Genomic DNA, 15,954 nt, shown 5'->3' on the forward strand with positions numbered 1-15,954 from the left:
CCCATTCCAAAAACAATAAATAAAAAACACCATGTCGATATACAAAAGTTCAGTCAACAACCCCATCACCACGCTGATGATATTCGTGGGCATCATTGTGATGGGGCTTTATTCGCTGACCAAGTTGCCGGTGGATCTCTATCCCGAGATGGAGCCCCCCTACATCTCGGTCATCACCACCTACCCGGGCGCCAATGCCTCCGACATTGAAACCAACGTGACCAAGCGCATCGAAGACGCGCTCAACTCGGTGGACAACCTCAAGGAAATTTCCTCCGTGTCGTACGACAACATGTCGATGGTGCGCCTGGAGTTTGAGTGGAACGCCAACCTCGACGAGGCCTCCAACGATATGCGCGACGCCATCGACCGCATCATCGACTACCTGCCCGAGGCGTGCGATCGCCCCACCATCTTCAAGTTCAACACCAGCATGATGCCCATCCTCTTTTATGCCATCAAAGCCAATGAGAGTTACCCGGGGCTCAACAAAATTATTGAAGAAAAAATCATCAACCCCCTCAACCGCATCAACGGCATTGGCTCCATCAGCATGATGGGCGCCCCCTCGCGCAAGGTGTACGTAGAGGTCGATCCCAAGCTGCTCGACGCCTACCGCCTCACCCTCGAGCAGGTGGGCGCCGTGGTCGGTGCCGAAAACCTCAACATGCCATCGGGCAACGTCAAAATGGGCATGATGGACTACCAGCTGCGCGTGCAGGGCGAATTTGCCGGCAGTGCCGAAATCAACAACCTGGTGGTGGGCTATCACGAAGGCAAAACCATTTACCTGCGCGACGTGGCCCAGGTGAAAGACACCCTCAAGGACGTGTCGCTCGACGAGCGCATTGACGGCCAACGCGGCATGCGCATGTTTGTGATGAAGCAGAGCGGCGCCAACACCGTGAAAATTGCCCGCCAGGTGAAAACGGCCATGGCCGACCTGGTGCAAACGCTGCCCCCCGACATCGAGATTGAAGAAATCATCGACACCTCGACCTTCATCAGCGACTCCATCAGCAACCTGTCGGAGACCATCCTCTACGCCCTGCTGTTTGTGGTGCTGGTGGTGTTCTCGTTTTTGGGTCGATGGCGAGCCACCATCATCATTGTGCTCACCATCCCCATCTCGCTCATCGTGTCGTTCATCTACCTCTATATGACGGGCGGATCGCTCAACATCATCTCCCTCACCTCCATTTCCATTGCCATTGGCATGGTGGTGGACGATGCCATTGTGGTGCTCGAAAACATCACCAAGCACATCGAACGGGGCGCCAGTCCGCGCGAAGCCGCCATTTACGCCACCAACGAGGTGTGGCTGTCGGTGATTGTGACCACCGCCGTGATTGTGGCCGTGTTTATGCCCCTGACCATGGTGGGCGGCATGACCGGCGTGCTGTTTAAACAGTTGGGCTGGATTGTGACCATCACCGTGGTGACCTCAACCATCGCGGCCATCACCCTCACCCCCATGCTGGCCTCGCGCCTGATGCGCCTGCGCCCGCGGGTCGAGAAACCCGGCCGATGGAGCTACCAAAACACGGTTGAGAAATGGCTCGACAAGCTCGATGATTTTTACGAACGCCTCATTCGCTGGAGCCTGCGCAACAAAAAGAAGGTGTCGGCCGTGTCGTTTGCCCTCTTTATTGGCGCCTTCGGCTTGATGAAATTTGTGGGCACCGACTTCATGCCCGAGTCAGACGAGAGCCGCATGACGGCCATGGTGGAACTGCAAACCGGCCTGCGGGTGGAAGAGACCATGAAGGTGGCTCGCCGCCTCGAAGCCCTCGTGGGCGAGCACTTCCCCGAGGTGAAACTCATGTCCACCTCATCGGGGTCCGACGACGAGGGATCCATGTCGTCGCTCTTCAACACCAGCGGCTCGCACATCGTCAACCTGCAAATGCGCCTGGTGCCTACCAAGGAACGCACCCGCACCGTGTGGGAAATGGCCGAGGCGATGCGCGGATACCTGGGCGAGATTCCCGAGGTGATTAACTACAACATCAGCACGGCCAGTGCCGGCTTTGGCGGCAGCAGCAACACGGTCGATGTGGAGATTTTTGGCTACGACTTTAACACCACCAACCGCCTGGCCGAGGAGGTGAAAACCCGCGTGAGCAAGATCCCCGGCGCCCGCGACGTGCAAATAAGCCGCAAAAACGACAAGCCCGAGCTGCAAATTGTGCTCGACAAGCAAAAGCTGGCGCAACACGGCCTCAGCAGTGCCTCGGTGTCGAAAGCCATCAGCTATCGCGTCGATGGCATGACCGCCTCGCAGTTTCGCGAAGAGGGCGAGGAGTACGACATCATTGTGCGCCTCAAAGAACAATACCGCAGCTCTATCACCGACCTTGAGAACCTCACCATCACCAGCCCCGCCGGCAAACAGGTGAAACTGGTTGAGATTGCCCGCGTGCAGGAGTATTGGGGCCCCCCAAACATTGAACGCAAACGCAAGGAACGCGTGGTCACCATTTCGGTGAAACCGGTCGACGTGTCGCTGGGCGACATGGCCTCGGCCATCAAAAAAGAACTGGCACAAATCAACTTCCCCCAAGAGGTGCTGGTGAACGTGGGCGGCGCCTACGAAGACCAAATGGAATCGTTTGCCGACCTGGGGCTGCTGTTGCTCCTGAGTTTGGTGCTGGTATTTTTGGTGATGGCCTCGCAGTTCGAATCGTTTGTGATGCCCTTTGTCATCATGTTCTCCATCCCCTTTGCCTTCACCGGCGTGATACTGGCACTGGTGGTCACGGGCGCCTCGCTGAGCGTGATTGCAGCCCTGGGCGCCGTGCTGCTGGTGGGCATTGTGGTGAAAAACGGCATCGTGCTGGTCGATTACATCAACCTGATGCGCGACCGCGGCTACGAACTCTCCGAAGCCATTGCCCTGTCGGGACGCTCGCGTCTGCGCCCGGTGCTCATGACGGCCCTCACCACCATTCTGGGGATGCTGCCCATGGCTCTGAGCACCGGCGACGGCTCCGAAATGTGGCGCCCCATGGGCATCTCGGTCATTGGCGGTCTCACCATCTCTACCGTCATCACCATGGTGATTGTGCCGGTGATGTACAGCATCTTTGCCAAACATGGTGAACGCGACAAAAAAAACCGGGTGCGCAAACAATTTCAATTTATGCACGATTGATCACACGCGTGGCGGATTCGGACGGTAGAGACAGGGCATGCCCTGTCTCTACGCAACGCCCCACCCATCCACCCAAAAAATAAAACAACAGAATATGAAATCAGTCTTCATTGCCTTTAACCAGGCCAACACCGAACGGGTTGAATACATGCTCGACACGCTGGGCATCCGTGGCTTTACGTGGTGGAACGACGTTACCGGTCGCGGATCGGTGGATGGCGAACCCCGCATGGGCACCCATACCTGGCCCGAAATGAACTCGGCCCTGCTCACCATTGTGCCCGACGAGGTGGTGCCCGAACTGCTGCACCGCATCAAAAAACTGGACGAAATCAACAAAGAAGTGGGCATCCGCGCCTTCGTGTGGAACGTGGAAGCCTCGGTGTAAACGTTTATCGGTTTATTTGTTTTTTGATTCCCCCGTTTCCCCGTGTTCGCATGGGGGGGCGGGGTTTTTCGTTTTGGTAGAGACAGGGCATGCCCTGTCTCTACACCATTATCCCCGTTGATCGAATCAACAGGGTTTTGCACGCCTGCAAAAGGCCGTTGATCGGATCAACAGGGTTTTGCACGCCTGCAAAAGGCCATTGATTGAATCAACAGGGTTTTGCATGCGTGCAAAAGGCCATTGATCGGGTAAACGGGGCTTTGCACGCGTGTAAAACCCCGTTGATCGGGTAAACAGGGCTTTGCACGCGTGTAATGGGCTGTTGATTGAATCAACCACATCAAAAACGCATCCCTACGGAAGGCTTCCATCAGCGATGAATAAAAAAACATCGTAGGCGTTGTGAATGACAAAAAAATATTAATTTCAACTTTGTTTTTGAAATCTTAACAATTAAAAACCCATTCTTAATGCAACAACAATTGGAATCTGTCAACATTGGGCGTCTCCCCTACGACGATCTGGCCGACCTGGCCGCCCAAACCCTCACCGCCCTGGGCAGTCTGCCCCCGGCCATGTCAGAAAATGCCAGCACGCTGCAACTCTACACCGAGCAGCTGGCCGAGGCTCGTGCCGCCTTCATGGCCGGCCGTCAAAGCGAGCAGGTAGACAATCAAACCCAAGAGGCGCGCGATGCCGACCGCACCCGCGACCGTGCCTTCTCAACGGTAAATCATCAAATCAAGGCTTTTGAGCATTCCGACGACCAAGCCGAATTTGAAGCCGCCTACCAGCTGGGCTTATTAATGAACCGCTACAAGGGCACGCCCCGCCTCAACGATAGCAAAGAGACTGCTGCCCTGGAACTGCTCATCGCCGACCTGCAAGGCCCCCTGTACAGCAAGTACATCGACACCCTGGGCGTGAAACGCTTTGTCGATCGTCTGCAAGTGGCCAACAACGCCTTCAAAGCCGTCGTGGCCAGCCAAAACGGCAGCGCCGCGCTGCAGGTAGCCACCGACAACAAGCTGTTGCATCAGGATCTCGTGGCTCGCTACACCTCCCTGTGCCGCTTTGTGGAAACCATGGCCAACGTGCCCAACAACGGCTACTTTGTGCAGTTGCTGGCAAGCATCAACACGGTACGCAAGGACTTTGCCGTGCTGCAGGCCCGCCGTGCCGGCATCAAAGAGAGCAAGGCCGCCAAAGAGGCCGCCAAGCAGCAGGTGAGCAACAACTAACGCCCCGCGCAAAAACCGGGTAAAACCACGCCGCCCCGCACGATCGAATCGTGCGGGGCGGTGTGGTTTATTTCGTCTCCTCCCCTGTTTGAGGAGGCCTGAGGGGACTTATGATTTTTTATAAAAATTGCGCACCGGGTTGGCATACATCTCCAGCATCACACGAAACATGAAATCGTGGTCGGGGTTTTTTACCCGCGAGATGTGTTCGTTAAGATAATTGACAAACTTCTCCTTTTCGGCGGCGGTGTATTGATCGGCAAACTCATTTTTGTCGGGCTCCAGCAAGTCGCAGGCCACAAAGTTACCCGGCCACAACTTGTAGTTGGCGTGAATTTGGCGGTCGATGGTTTCGGCCAGCGCCTGCAGCTGTTCGTTGCGTCCCTCAATGGCGGCAATGGCATCAATCTCGGCGTCGATGGGCGTGCCAATGGTGAAGTGCACCCGTCCCTTGCGTCCGCGCAGTCCGGCACCCATGTGGTGCAAGTCCTCGCCCTTCGACTTTTGGTAGTCGGGCTTGTCGCGCTTAAGCTGAAACTGGTATGCTTTGAGGTGATCGCAGGGATCGAGCTCGTACGACACCGACAGGGGCACGATTTTGAGTTCGCGAAAGTCGGCCGCAAAATCGCCGCTGCCACTCATGTTGAGCATCTTAAGCAGGCTGGCCTGAGTGCGGTCGTCGCCATCTTTGGAGCGTCCTTCGCGCTGGGCAATCCAAATGCCACGCCCCTTTTGGGTGATGGTGTGACGAATGTATTGCGACAGCAACATGGAGCTCTCAATCATTTGCCGACCCGGCAGGTTGCGGCGCACCACAAACGAGCGGTTGAGCTTCACCAGGTCAGTAATCCAGAGAAAAATGAGCAGGTTGTCGCCAATGGCAATTTCGGTGGTCTCGAGGCCCTTGTCGACAAACATGATGTTGAGAATGCCCGAGTCGAGGATGATGTCACGATGGTTGCTGATGAATAGGTATCCCTGTTTGGGGTCGAGCTTTTCGGTGCCCTCCAGGGTGATGCCCTCGGTGGTGTGCTCAAGCACCTTCATCATATAGGGATACACAATCTCCGACTGAAACTCACGCACGGTGCGGATGCTGGTGAGTTTTTCCAAAAATAAATCGATGGAATAGGCGGGATAGAGAAAGCTGACCAGTTCCAGAAACGTCTTTTCGTTTTTCAGGCGCTCCACCACAGCGTGCACTTCATGATCTTCGTAAGGACGAATAAGACTGAAATCAAGATCTTTAACCATTACATTACAAATTTTTAAACGGCGCAAATTTAGCGCAAACAAAGCAGTATGAAAACGTTTGTACGAACTTTAATGACTTTTTAATGACCCCCGGGCGTTGCCCCCAGGGTGTTGACCTGCACCACAGCACGCCCCAGCAGGGTGGCCGCCGTGGCATCGTGCACGGTCACGGTCACCAGGTCGCCGGGTTTGTAGCTCTCTTTGGGAAACACCACCACCTTGTTTTGCGAGGTTCGACCAAAGAGTTCGGTTTTCGATTTTTTTGAAACGCCCTCCACCAGCACTTCAAAGGTTTTGCCAATGTCGGCCTTGTTAGAGGCCAGCGAAAGCTTCATCTGCAAATCGACAATCTCCTGCAGGCGGCGTCCTTTGACGTCCTCGGGCACGTCGTCGGCCAAATGCTTGCTGGCATAAGTCCCCGGACGTTCTGAATATTTAAACATAAAAGCGCTGTCGTACCCGGCCCATGCCATGAGCGAAAGGGTTTGCTGATGATCATCCTCCGTTTCGGAATGGAAGCCGCAAAACACGTCGGTCGAGAGGCCGCACCCGGGCAGGATGCGACGAATGGCTTCGATGCGTTCGATGTAATCTTCGCGGGTATATTTGCGGTTCATCAGGTCGAGAATGCGCGTGCTGCCCGACTGCAGGGGCAGGTGTATGAACTTACAGATGTTGTGGTAGCGTGCCATCACGTGCAGCACCTCATCGTTCATGTCCTTGGGGTGCGAAGTGGTGAAGCGGATGCGCAGGGCAGGAAACTCGCGGGCCACCATCTCAAGCAGACCGGGGAAGGTCACGTCCTGACCGTCGCCTTCGGGCTGCCAGTGATACGAGTTGACGTTTTGCCCCAGCAAGGTCACCTCCTTAAAGCCGCGTTGCTGCAGGTCGGCAATCTCGGCACAAATACTGGAGGCTTCGCGGCTGCGTTCCCGTCCACGGGTATAGGGCACGATGCAGTACGAACAGAAATTGTTACATCCCCGCATGATGGAGACGAAGCCCGAAATGCGGTTGGTACCCAGTCGCGAAGGCAACACGCCCCCGTAGGTCTCGGTTTTCGACAGGGTGACGTTGATGGCTTTTTGGCCGCTTTCGGCCATGCCCACCAGATTGGGCAAATCGAGATAAGCATCAGGCCCCACCACAATGTCGGCACCCTGAGCAAAAAGCGTTTCCTGCACCCGTTCGGCCATACACCCGATGATGCCGATGAGGAGACGCGGGTTTTTCTTTTTCAGAGAGGTGAGTTCGGCCAGACGCCCCAGCACGCGCTGCTCGGCGTTGTCGCGAATGGAGCAGGTGTTGATAAAAATAGCGTCGGCGCCCTCGTGGCTCTCCACCACCCGGTAACCATCCATTTCCATCACCGAAGCAACCACTTCGCTGTCGGCCACGTTCATTTGGCAGCCATAAGTTTCGATGTACAGTTTCTTTCCTTCGTCACGTCCTTGCTCCATCTCTCTGTTTATTTAATGTTGTATTGATGCCAATGACATCATTAACGGGGTCACCAAGCCCCAAAAATTTTGTGCAAAACTAAAGCAAATCAACCGAATAAAAAAACGAAACACCGCTCAAAACCTCAGCTGCGAAGCCGGTGCAACCGGCATCATAAAAAACAAAACAAGAGATATTGCACAATCATTTTAATTCGTACATTTAAACCATGTTCAACGGCTGAAAACAAACCCCTTGTAAAAACACTCCGTTGGCGCCCCTTAACCAATCATAACAATGCACAACCTTTAAAAGAGACCATATTATATGAAACGCGTCCTTGTTCCCATCGATTTCTCCGAAGCCTCGCTCAAAGCGCTTGAATTCGGGGTAGAAATGGCTAACCGCCTCAAAGCCAATCTCCGCATCATGCACGTGGTGACCGGCAAAAATTACGCTCCCTTTTTCGATCCGACTCACAATGCCGAGCTACGCATTGACGGCATGGCCGAACACTGGATGGAAAAACTCACTCACGACTTCACGCCAAAATACACAGTACACGGGGGCAACTTCGACTACAAAGTGCGCGAAGGCAACGTGACTCGGGAAATTTGCAACCAAGCCAAGTACGACGATTCGTCGATCATCATCGTGGGCTCGCATGGCATTTCGGGCTTTGAGGACAAATGGATTGGCAGCAACGCCTACCGATTGGTATCCAACGCCCCCTGCCCCGTGATGCTGGTACGCAAACAAACGGTGTGGAAAGAGTTTCAACGCATCGTCATCCCCCTGACGGTGAAAAAAGATTCCCGCCTGAAAGTGCCCATTGTCACCGGCGTGGCCAAGCTCTTTGGCGCCAAGGTATTCATTGCCGGCCTCAAACAGTCGAGCTTCAAATATCTGCTCGTCGGCATCCGGGTGGCCATCCGCCAGGTTCAAAACTTCATTGAAACCAAAGCCGGCCTGGAAACCGAAAGCACCATTCTCAGCGGCAAGGACAAACCCAAAATTCTGCTCGATTACGCCCAGTCGGTCAACGCGGATTTGATTGCCATCAACATTCACAACGACAACAACCCGCTGGCCGAAATCATCCGTCCGTTTGCCAACGACGTTATCAACTATTCCGAAATACCCGTGCTGGTCGTTCCCACACGCGAATAAAAGATATTCGTTATCTTTGCCGGCAACCCCGGTGACAACACAAAGTGGCAGCCCAGGCTGTTGCTTTGTGTTTTTCTGTTCCGGCTAACGATCAATCGCTCCACCATGAAAACATTGTTATTAACACTCCTTCTTACAATAGCCATCACATGCGGGATTCAGGCACAAACCGCACCTGATATTTTTCAACGCCTGTCGGCCAACACACCCTCGGAGGGCAATGTACGCCTGGTGCAGGAAAATGGCATTGCCGACCTGGTGAAGCTGCACATCGAACAAAACCAAAGCAGCCCCGGCATCGATGGTTATCGCATTCAACTCTTCTCGGGCAGTGGCGCCTCGGCACGCAAAGAAGCCGAAGACACCAAGAGTCGCCTCATGTCGGCCTTCCCCGACACCAAGGCGTATCTCACCTACAACGCTCCCTTTTGGCGGGTGAGAGCCGGCGACTACCGCAACAAAAGCGAGCTGCTACACACTTTTCAGCAAATGCGAAAGGTGTTTCCCAACTGCTACCCCGTACGCGATAACACCATTCGCCACACCGATCTGCAGCAATAATAAAACGACATCCCACCCCGCGTGGGATTTTTTATTTATCACCTTCAACCCCCTTCGAGTTACAATTTGAAAAAATAACGGTAATTTTGCCGCAAATTATTTTTCGACCATCAATCATGAGCGACCAAGTAAAGCACGAGTGTGGGATAGTGTTAATCCGTTTATTGAAACCCCTGGAGTATTATCAGGAAAAATACGGAACCTGGATGTACGGCCTCAACAAGCTGTACCTTTTAATGGAAAAACAACACAACCGGGGACAGGATGGCGCCGGAGCCGTTAACTTAAAGATTGACCAGGCAGCCGGGAAACAATATTTTCACCGCGTCCGCTCCAACAAAACCAACCCCATCAAGGATGTGTTTAAGCATGTGCATGCCCCCATCGAACAGGTGGCCGAAAATCATCCCGAACGACTCAACAACCCGCAATGGGCCAAAGAAAACCTCCCCTTTGCCGGCGAACTCTACCTGGGTCACCTGCGCTACGGGACCTTTGGCAACAGCAGCATCGAATACGTACACCCTGTGATGCGCGAAAACAACTGGAAATCGCGTAACCTGGTATTGGCAGGCAACTTTAACCTGACTAACGTAGATGAGATTTTTAACGCCCTGGTTGAACTGGGGCAGCACCCAAAGGATTACACCGACACGGTGACCATCCTTGAAAACGTGGGGCACTTCTTAGACGAAGAGAACCAAAACAAATTCCGCCAGTTTAAAAACGAAGGTTATTCGAACCGCGATATTTCCTCGCTCATAGAGCGCGACCTTGACGTGCGCAAAATATTGGAGCGATCGAGCCGTCGATGGGATGGCGGGTACGCCATTGCCGGCCTCATTGGCCATGGCGATGCCTTTGTGATGCGCGACCCCTGGGGAATCCGCCCGGCCTACTACTACCACGACGACGAAATTGTGGTGGTGGCCTCCGAACGGCCGGTCATCCAAACAGCCATCAACGTACGATCAGTACAGGTGCAAGACCTCAAACCCGGCCACGCCCTGATCATCAAAAAAGATGGACGCGTGACCGAAGAACTGGTGCAGGTTCCTCAACAGCGCCACTCGTGCTCTTTTGAACGCATTTACTTCTCGCGAGGCAGCGACCGCAACATTTACCAGGAACGCAAAGCCCTGGGACGCCTGCTCACGCCCATCATTTTGGAGCGCATTAACTACGACATCGCAAACACCGTCTTCAGCTACATCCCCAACACGGCCGAGACAGCATTTTTCGGACTCGTGAATGGCATTCGCAAGCATCTCAACAAAATCAAAATCGAAAAAATCAAAGCTCTGGGCTGCAACATTACCGACGAAGAGGTGGAACGCATCCTGGAGCTGGAGCCGCGCGTTGAAAAAATCGCCATCAAGGATGTGAAGATGCGAACCTTCATCACCAGCGACCAAAGCCGCGACGACCTGGTGGCTCACGTGTACGATGTAACCTACGGTATTGTCAAGAATCAAGAGGACACGCTGGTGATCATCGATGACTCCATCGTGCGCGGCACCACCCTCAAGCGCAGCATCCTGAAAATTCTGGATCGCCTGCATCCCAAAAAGATCATCATTGTTTCCTCAGCGCCACAAATCCGTTACCCCGACTGCTACGGCATCGACATGGCCAAACTAAAGGATTTTTGCGCCTTTACAGCCGCCATTGAGTTGCTCAAAGAAAGGGGCATGGAAAACGTCATTCAGGACGTGTACCAAAAATGCAAGGAACAGCAATATCTGCCCAAAGAGGAAATTGTGAATTACGTGAAAGAGATTTACCGTCCTTTCACCGACGAGGAAATTTCAGGAAAAATTGCACAAATGCTGCGCCCAAAGGACATCGATGCGGAAGTAGAAATCATCTTCCAAACCGTAGAGAACCTGCACGAAGCCTGCCCCAACGACACGGGCGACTGGTACTTTACCGGCAACTACCCCACCCCGGGCGGCAACAAGGTGGTGAACACGTCGTTCATCAACTTTATGGAAGGCATCAACCAACGAGCCTATTAACACACATCGACATCTATCAAACACAAAAAGCTGCTTATGAAGCAGCTTTTTGTGTTTGATATCATTTATCGCAAAAACGATTCAGCGCTGATCGGGCTGATCGTTGGGATTGTAGGTATCGAAATGACGCTCGACCTTGGCCTTGTACAAATCGCGAATGCGAATAATAATGCCGGTCTCCTCCACATCACCAAACCCATCGTTGATGGCTGTGCCAAAGGTGCGCATCGAAGGTGACAGGTTCATGTAGGCATTGATGAGCGGCGGGATGTTTTCGCCCAAATCACGCACTTTTTTATTGAGCACTTTGTAATCGTCCATGAACGACTGTCCCACAAACACCTCATCGAGTTGCGTCTGGCTCAGTTTCAACTCCACGGGATGAAAGGGATACACCAACTGATCTTTATCGCCAAAATACTTGCGCATGAAGCCCAAAATCAGATCGCGAGCCTCTTGGTTATAATGCGTGTACATGGTCACCTTACCAAAGAAATACTCCATCTGGGGATTTTTGACCACCAAACCACCGAGCCCGTCCCACAAGTTATCGAGCGCATAAAGACTCTTGGCACCTGCTTTTGAAGACTGATATTGAGGCTGCACAAACGAACGGCCCAACTCGATGGTTCGCCCCAGGTAATCCTGAATAAACGCATCGGAGAAATGAAACATGTGACTGGTAGCCAGGCAATGAGTTCCTGCAGGGTCGCGCAACACGGCATCGCCCATGATGTAACGATACCCCCCCAACATTTCACGCTCCTCGGGATCCCACACGATGAGCTGGCGATAGGGCGTGGGGTTGGTGTCGTACTCGTCGATATCGACCGACTTACCGGTTCCACCTCCAGCCAGTCGAAAACTCAGCTCGCGCAAACGCCCCACTTCCTGCATGAGGATGGGCGATTCGTGGGCATCAAAATCGTATATCAAGTTATTGCCCTTATTGGTTTTGCGCACAAAACGCTCACGGGTCAGTTCGCCCTCGATGATCTCGCGGGGAATGGCCGGTATGATATCTTCCATTGCACTCATCTTGCTCAGTTTTGAAATAATATGTGTCACTCACGCCATATCGTAACACCGACGGCGAATCTCGGCCACCCAATCGTTGGGCGTGCGCTCGTCGCGCAACTGCTGCCAGGGAATGGGTGTGCCAAATTTAATAACAATTTTCTTGGTTTTGGTTCGAAACAATTCGTGAGGCAATAACAACATTTCCAAATTAGCCCGTATTCCCAGTTTTTTTCGAAACAGCGCCAAATTGTAAAAGAAACGACTATTGCGACCCAAAACATATACCGGCACCACATCGCGCTGTGAGGCGATGGCACGTTTCACAAAGGTATTTTTCCATGGTAAATCGGTGATGCGACCGTTGATTTTGCGCGACACCATGCCGGCAGGAAAATAAAGCATCTGGTTGGCACCACTGAAGGCGTCGTCCATCAGGCGGGCGGCATGCTTGCTGTGACTCCCGTGTTTGTTGATGGGAATGAAGATATCGTTGAGGGGGCGCACATGCATCAGAAGGTCGTTGACCGGGAATTTCATCTCGGGGAAACGTTCTCCCACGGCCGAAATCAAAGCAATGCCATCGAGCCCTCCCAAAGGGTGGTTGGCCACGAATAAATAACGCCCTTGTTGCGGAATTTTATCCAACCCCACATGGCTCAATTCACCAAAACATTCGCGAACTCCGGCACGGGCAAACTCAATGCCCGGCTTATCGGCATGGTCACGCAAAATGCGATTGATGGTCTCCTGATGAATGATCCGTTTGATGATTGAGAAAACAAATCGGGGCATCCAGCGATGGAGACTCGGGTTTTTATCGGCAAATAAATTCTCAACATCTACATATTTCTGGGGCTCGGATCCGTTGGTGGGCGTGAGTGGAGTCATATTTCAAATTTGCTAATGGGTGCCAATTTTAGGAAAAAATGGCGAGAAAACCGAGCAGATTCACAGATGTCTTGCGACGGATGAACCATGGCAATAAAAAAAACGGCTTCAAAGCCATCATCCCCCTCACTCCCACACCCCGTGCACGCTTTGCCCGCAAGCAGGACAGCGCCCATTGGCCACTTTATTGGTGCCCACCCAAAATCCATTCCGTTCAATCAACAATGAGTGACAAACCGGACAAAATGTGTTTTCACGATCACCCATAGAGATGTTTCCGGCATAAACATATTTCAATCCGGCATCCTGAGCCACCCCCATGGCCTGTTCCATGGCCGACACCGACGTGGGCGGCAAATGTGCCAATTGGTGATGAGGAAAGAAACGACTCAGATGCAAGGGCACATCGGCCATGCCATGGCTCACCATCCAATGGCACATGGCCGCAATGTCGTCGGCACCATCGGTCATGCCGGTCACCAGCAGACGAGTCACCTCGAGCCACACGCCCTCCTCGTGCAGGATTTGCAACGTGCGCAACACAGGAGCCAGCGAGGCACCGCACAAGAAACGATACATCCCATCGTCAAAAGACTTCAGGTCGATATTGGCGGCATCCAACACCCGACAGAATTTGCGTAGCGGCTCCTCGTTGATATACCCGGCCGACACCACAATGTTCTTCACCCCGCGAACACGAGCCAAACAGGCCGTTTCGTAAGCATACTCGTAATACACCACCGGATCGGTGTAAGTATAAGAGATGGATCGACAACCGTGCAACACTGCCGCATCCACAATTTGATGAGGCGACATGGGCTCCGAGGTAATCTCATCTGGACGATGCTGCGAGATGTGTACATTTTGGCAATTACGGCAGCGCAAATTGCAGCCCGCCGTGGCCACAGAAAAAGAACGGCTGCCCGGCATGAAATGAAACAACGGCTTCTTCTCGATGGGGTCGACATGTGCCGCGCATACGGCACCGTATGCCAGGGTGTGCAACTCACCGTCATGATTGATGCGGGTGCGACAGATGCCAATCTGACCCGTTTTTAAGATGCACCCGTGCGGACACAACTCGCACTTTACAGACTGATTTTGCAATGATGTGTAGAATTGGGCTTTCATGGAACCAACTGAGATTAAAGCCCCTCCCGGCCTCCCCAAAGGGGAGGTAACGGAAGAAAGCAGGGGTGCATTAAAACATCAAAACACAAAAAATAAATTTCAAAACCCTCAACACAATCGCGATGGAGACGGAGCTGCACATGCTGCATCGTTGCGATGTATAAAACTTGCGACCCCAAACGCACATCATCATCCATCAGTGAGTCACACGGGCGGGCATGGGTGTTTCATCACTTTGTTTCCTCAACCACAATGGCTTCGTAAACAAACAAATCGGCATCGCGCCAACCATCCCAGCCAATGCCGGCCTTGTCGCGGGCGCAATGCCCCAGAAATTCAGTCACACTCCACCCCGTGTGATCGGCCACCTGGGGCAAGAAAGTTCCCGAGTACATGCCTTTGCGAATGTATATGCCATGCTTGCCCAACACAATTTCCTTCTCGCTGTCGATGCGGCGCAATGGGGTGATGATGGACAACTCGACGGACATACCCGGTAACTCATCAGGGGTAACAGGCGTGAAGCGCGAGTCGCGCAGGGCAGCCGACCGGGCGGCATCTTCAATGACCCGCCACAAGGGCATGGTGGATGGAAACTGCCCAATGCAGCCCCGCAATTTTCCATCCTTATAAAGCGACACAAAAGCCCCCGCTTTCGCCTCGTTGGCTGCCGAATGGGGTTCGGCAGGCGGTGCAGGATGCCCATGGCCGGTCACGGCGCTTTCGAATGCCGCGCGAGCACGAGCCAACAACTCCGATTGATCAGCATTGGTAAACTCTAAATGATTGTCCTTGTTTTTACGAAACACCCCAATGGCTTGATAGCCCACCACGCGTTCGATGTCGCCGAAGTCCATGTCGCCTGAGTTTTGATACTTCAGATGACGGTAGTCCACCGGAAAAGTGGTGGTGATATTCAACAAGGTAAGCACCGACGACCACCCGCAAAGCGAAGTATCCAAACCGCTGATGTTGGCTGCTTTGTTTTTTTTCAATTGGTCGGTGAGCACCCTCGGGTCGTTTTTCAGGATGGCATTGGCCGTGAGCTGATCAATGTAACAAGCATCATCGTGCGAAGGGTAATGCGAAAAATCGGTGCTGATGATAAACAACGAACGAGAGTTGAACCAGCGGGATAGGATCCGTCCCATTTCGGTGCACACCTCGGCACGATGGGTTCCCACCACCACGGGCACAATGGGTGGCATTTGATAGAGATGCCGCTGCAAAAAAGGCAACTGCACCTCAAGGGTATGCTCGTGCTCGTGTGCCATGGGATGATAGCGAAACCACTCCGACTGTTCCATCAGTGCATTGACGGTTTCCTTATCAACCGGCACAGTTCCCAATGGTGTTCGGTAACTGTCAACCGCATCCACCGAAGCCCCCTCAAACAGTTCCCGATGGCTCGACCCGATGATAAAGATGCGCTCCCACTGCCCGTCGCGGGGCAAAAAAGCATAAGCCGCCGCCGCCACGGCTCCCGAATAAACATATCCGGCATGCGGCACAATCAGCGCAGCCACCTGATGCGATGGCACCGCCTCATGCGCCCCGGCCAACAACTCATCGACGCGATGTGCCAACTGGTTCGGGTCGCTATCGTAAAACATACCCGCCACGGCAGGTTGTCGTTCCTTGGTTTTCATGTGTTAATAAATAAGCCCCCTCATCCCCCCAAGGGGGACT

Annotated in this window: 12 protein-coding genes; 6 read left to right on the forward strand and 6 right to left on the reverse strand. The window is 53.3% G+C overall.

The genetic code is table 11. The annotated features are described in order from the left end of the window. Positions 1–31: 31 nt before the first annotated feature. The 3 genes from LX69_RS11565 (at position 32) to LX69_RS11580 (ending at position 4,783) form a co-directional block, all read left to right on the forward strand. A complete protein-coding gene (locus tag LX69_RS11565; protein ID WP_111446211.1) occupies positions 32–3,154 on the forward strand; it encodes an efflux RND transporter permease subunit in 3,123 nt (1,040 codons plus the stop codon). 94 nt (positions 3,155–3,248) lie between these two features. Beyond that, complete coding sequence (locus LX69_RS11570; protein ID WP_111446212.1) at positions 3,249–3,542, forward strand: PG0541 family transporter-associated protein; 294 nt, start codon at positions 3,249–3,251, stop codon at positions 3,540–3,542. A gap of 470 nt (positions 3,543–4,012) precedes the next feature. After that, positions 4,013–4,783, forward strand: a complete 771-nt coding sequence (locus LX69_RS11580) for a DUF6261 family protein (protein ID WP_111446214.1) — start codon at positions 4,013–4,015, stop codon at positions 4,781–4,783. A 108-nt stretch (positions 4,784–4,891) separates the two neighbouring features. On the opposite strand, the gene LX69_RS11585 is transcribed toward LX69_RS11580, so the two are convergent. Then, positions 4,892–6,037 (reverse strand): 1-acyl-sn-glycerol-3-phosphate acyltransferase, encoded by a 1,146-nt coding sequence (locus LX69_RS11585; RefSeq protein WP_111446215.1) that lies wholly within the window; start codon positions 6,035–6,037, stop codon positions 4,892–4,894. Between the two features lie 80 nt (positions 6,038–6,117). Continuing rightward, complete coding sequence (gene miaB, locus LX69_RS11590; protein ID WP_111446216.1) at positions 6,118–7,497, reverse strand: tRNA (N6-isopentenyl adenosine(37)-C2)-methylthiotransferase MiaB; 1,380 nt, start codon at positions 7,495–7,497, stop codon at positions 6,118–6,120. Positions 7,498–7,804: 307 nt separating this feature from the next. On the opposite strand from miaB, the gene LX69_RS11595 reads away from it, so the two are divergent. The 3 genes from LX69_RS11595 to LX69_RS11605 all read left to right on the forward strand — a co-directional run bounded on the left by LX69_RS11595 (position 7,805) and on the right by LX69_RS11605 (position 11,226). Beyond that, on the forward strand, positions 7,805–8,647 hold the full coding sequence (locus LX69_RS11595; protein WP_111446217.1) for a universal stress protein: 843 nt from the start codon (positions 7,805–7,807) through the stop codon (positions 8,645–8,647). Positions 8,648–8,752: 105 nt separating this feature from the next. Beyond that, positions 8,753–9,208: an SPOR domain-containing protein gene (locus tag LX69_RS11600; RefSeq protein WP_111446218.1), complete on the forward strand. Its 456-nt coding sequence runs from the start codon at positions 8,753–8,755 to the stop codon at positions 9,206–9,208. 116 nt (positions 9,209–9,324) lie between these two features. Beyond that, positions 9,325–11,226 carry an amidophosphoribosyltransferase gene (locus LX69_RS11605; protein WP_111446219.1) on the forward strand — a complete coding sequence of 634 codons (1,902 nt, stop codon included), beginning with the start codon at positions 9,325–9,327 and terminating at the stop codon, positions 11,224–11,226. A gap of 81 nt (positions 11,227–11,307) precedes the next feature. Here LX69_RS11605 and LX69_RS11610 read toward each other — a convergent pair whose 3' ends face one another. From LX69_RS11610 to amrB, 4 genes are all read right to left on the reverse strand, one after another. Continuing rightward, on the reverse strand, positions 11,308–12,264 hold the full coding sequence (locus tag LX69_RS11610; protein ID WP_245935007.1) for a GNAT family N-acetyltransferase: 957 nt from the start codon (positions 12,262–12,264) through the stop codon (positions 11,308–11,310). 30 nt (positions 12,265–12,294) lie between these two features. Then, the gene (locus tag LX69_RS11615) at positions 12,295–13,134 is read right to left on the reverse strand and encodes a 1-acyl-sn-glycerol-3-phosphate acyltransferase (protein ID WP_111446220.1); all 840 of its coding nucleotides are present in this window, start codon (positions 13,132–13,134) and stop codon (positions 12,295–12,297) included. 126 nt (positions 13,135–13,260) lie between these two features. Further along, positions 13,261–14,265, reverse strand: coding sequence for an AmmeMemoRadiSam system radical SAM enzyme (amrS, locus tag LX69_RS11620; RefSeq protein WP_111446221.1), 1,005 nt, complete (start codon positions 14,263–14,265; stop codon positions 13,261–13,263). A 230-nt stretch (positions 14,266–14,495) separates the two neighbouring features. Then, positions 14,496–15,914, reverse strand: coding sequence for an AmmeMemoRadiSam system protein B (gene amrB / locus LX69_RS11630; RefSeq protein ID WP_111446223.1), 1,419 nt, complete (start codon positions 15,912–15,914; stop codon positions 14,496–14,498). Positions 15,915–15,954 lie beyond the last annotated feature (40 nt).

Source organism: Breznakibacter xylanolyticus (assembly GCF_003254275.1).
In the GTDB taxonomy this organism is placed as follows: Bacteria; Bacteroidota; Bacteroidia; order Bacteroidales; family Marinilabiliaceae; genus Breznakibacter; species Breznakibacter xylanolyticus.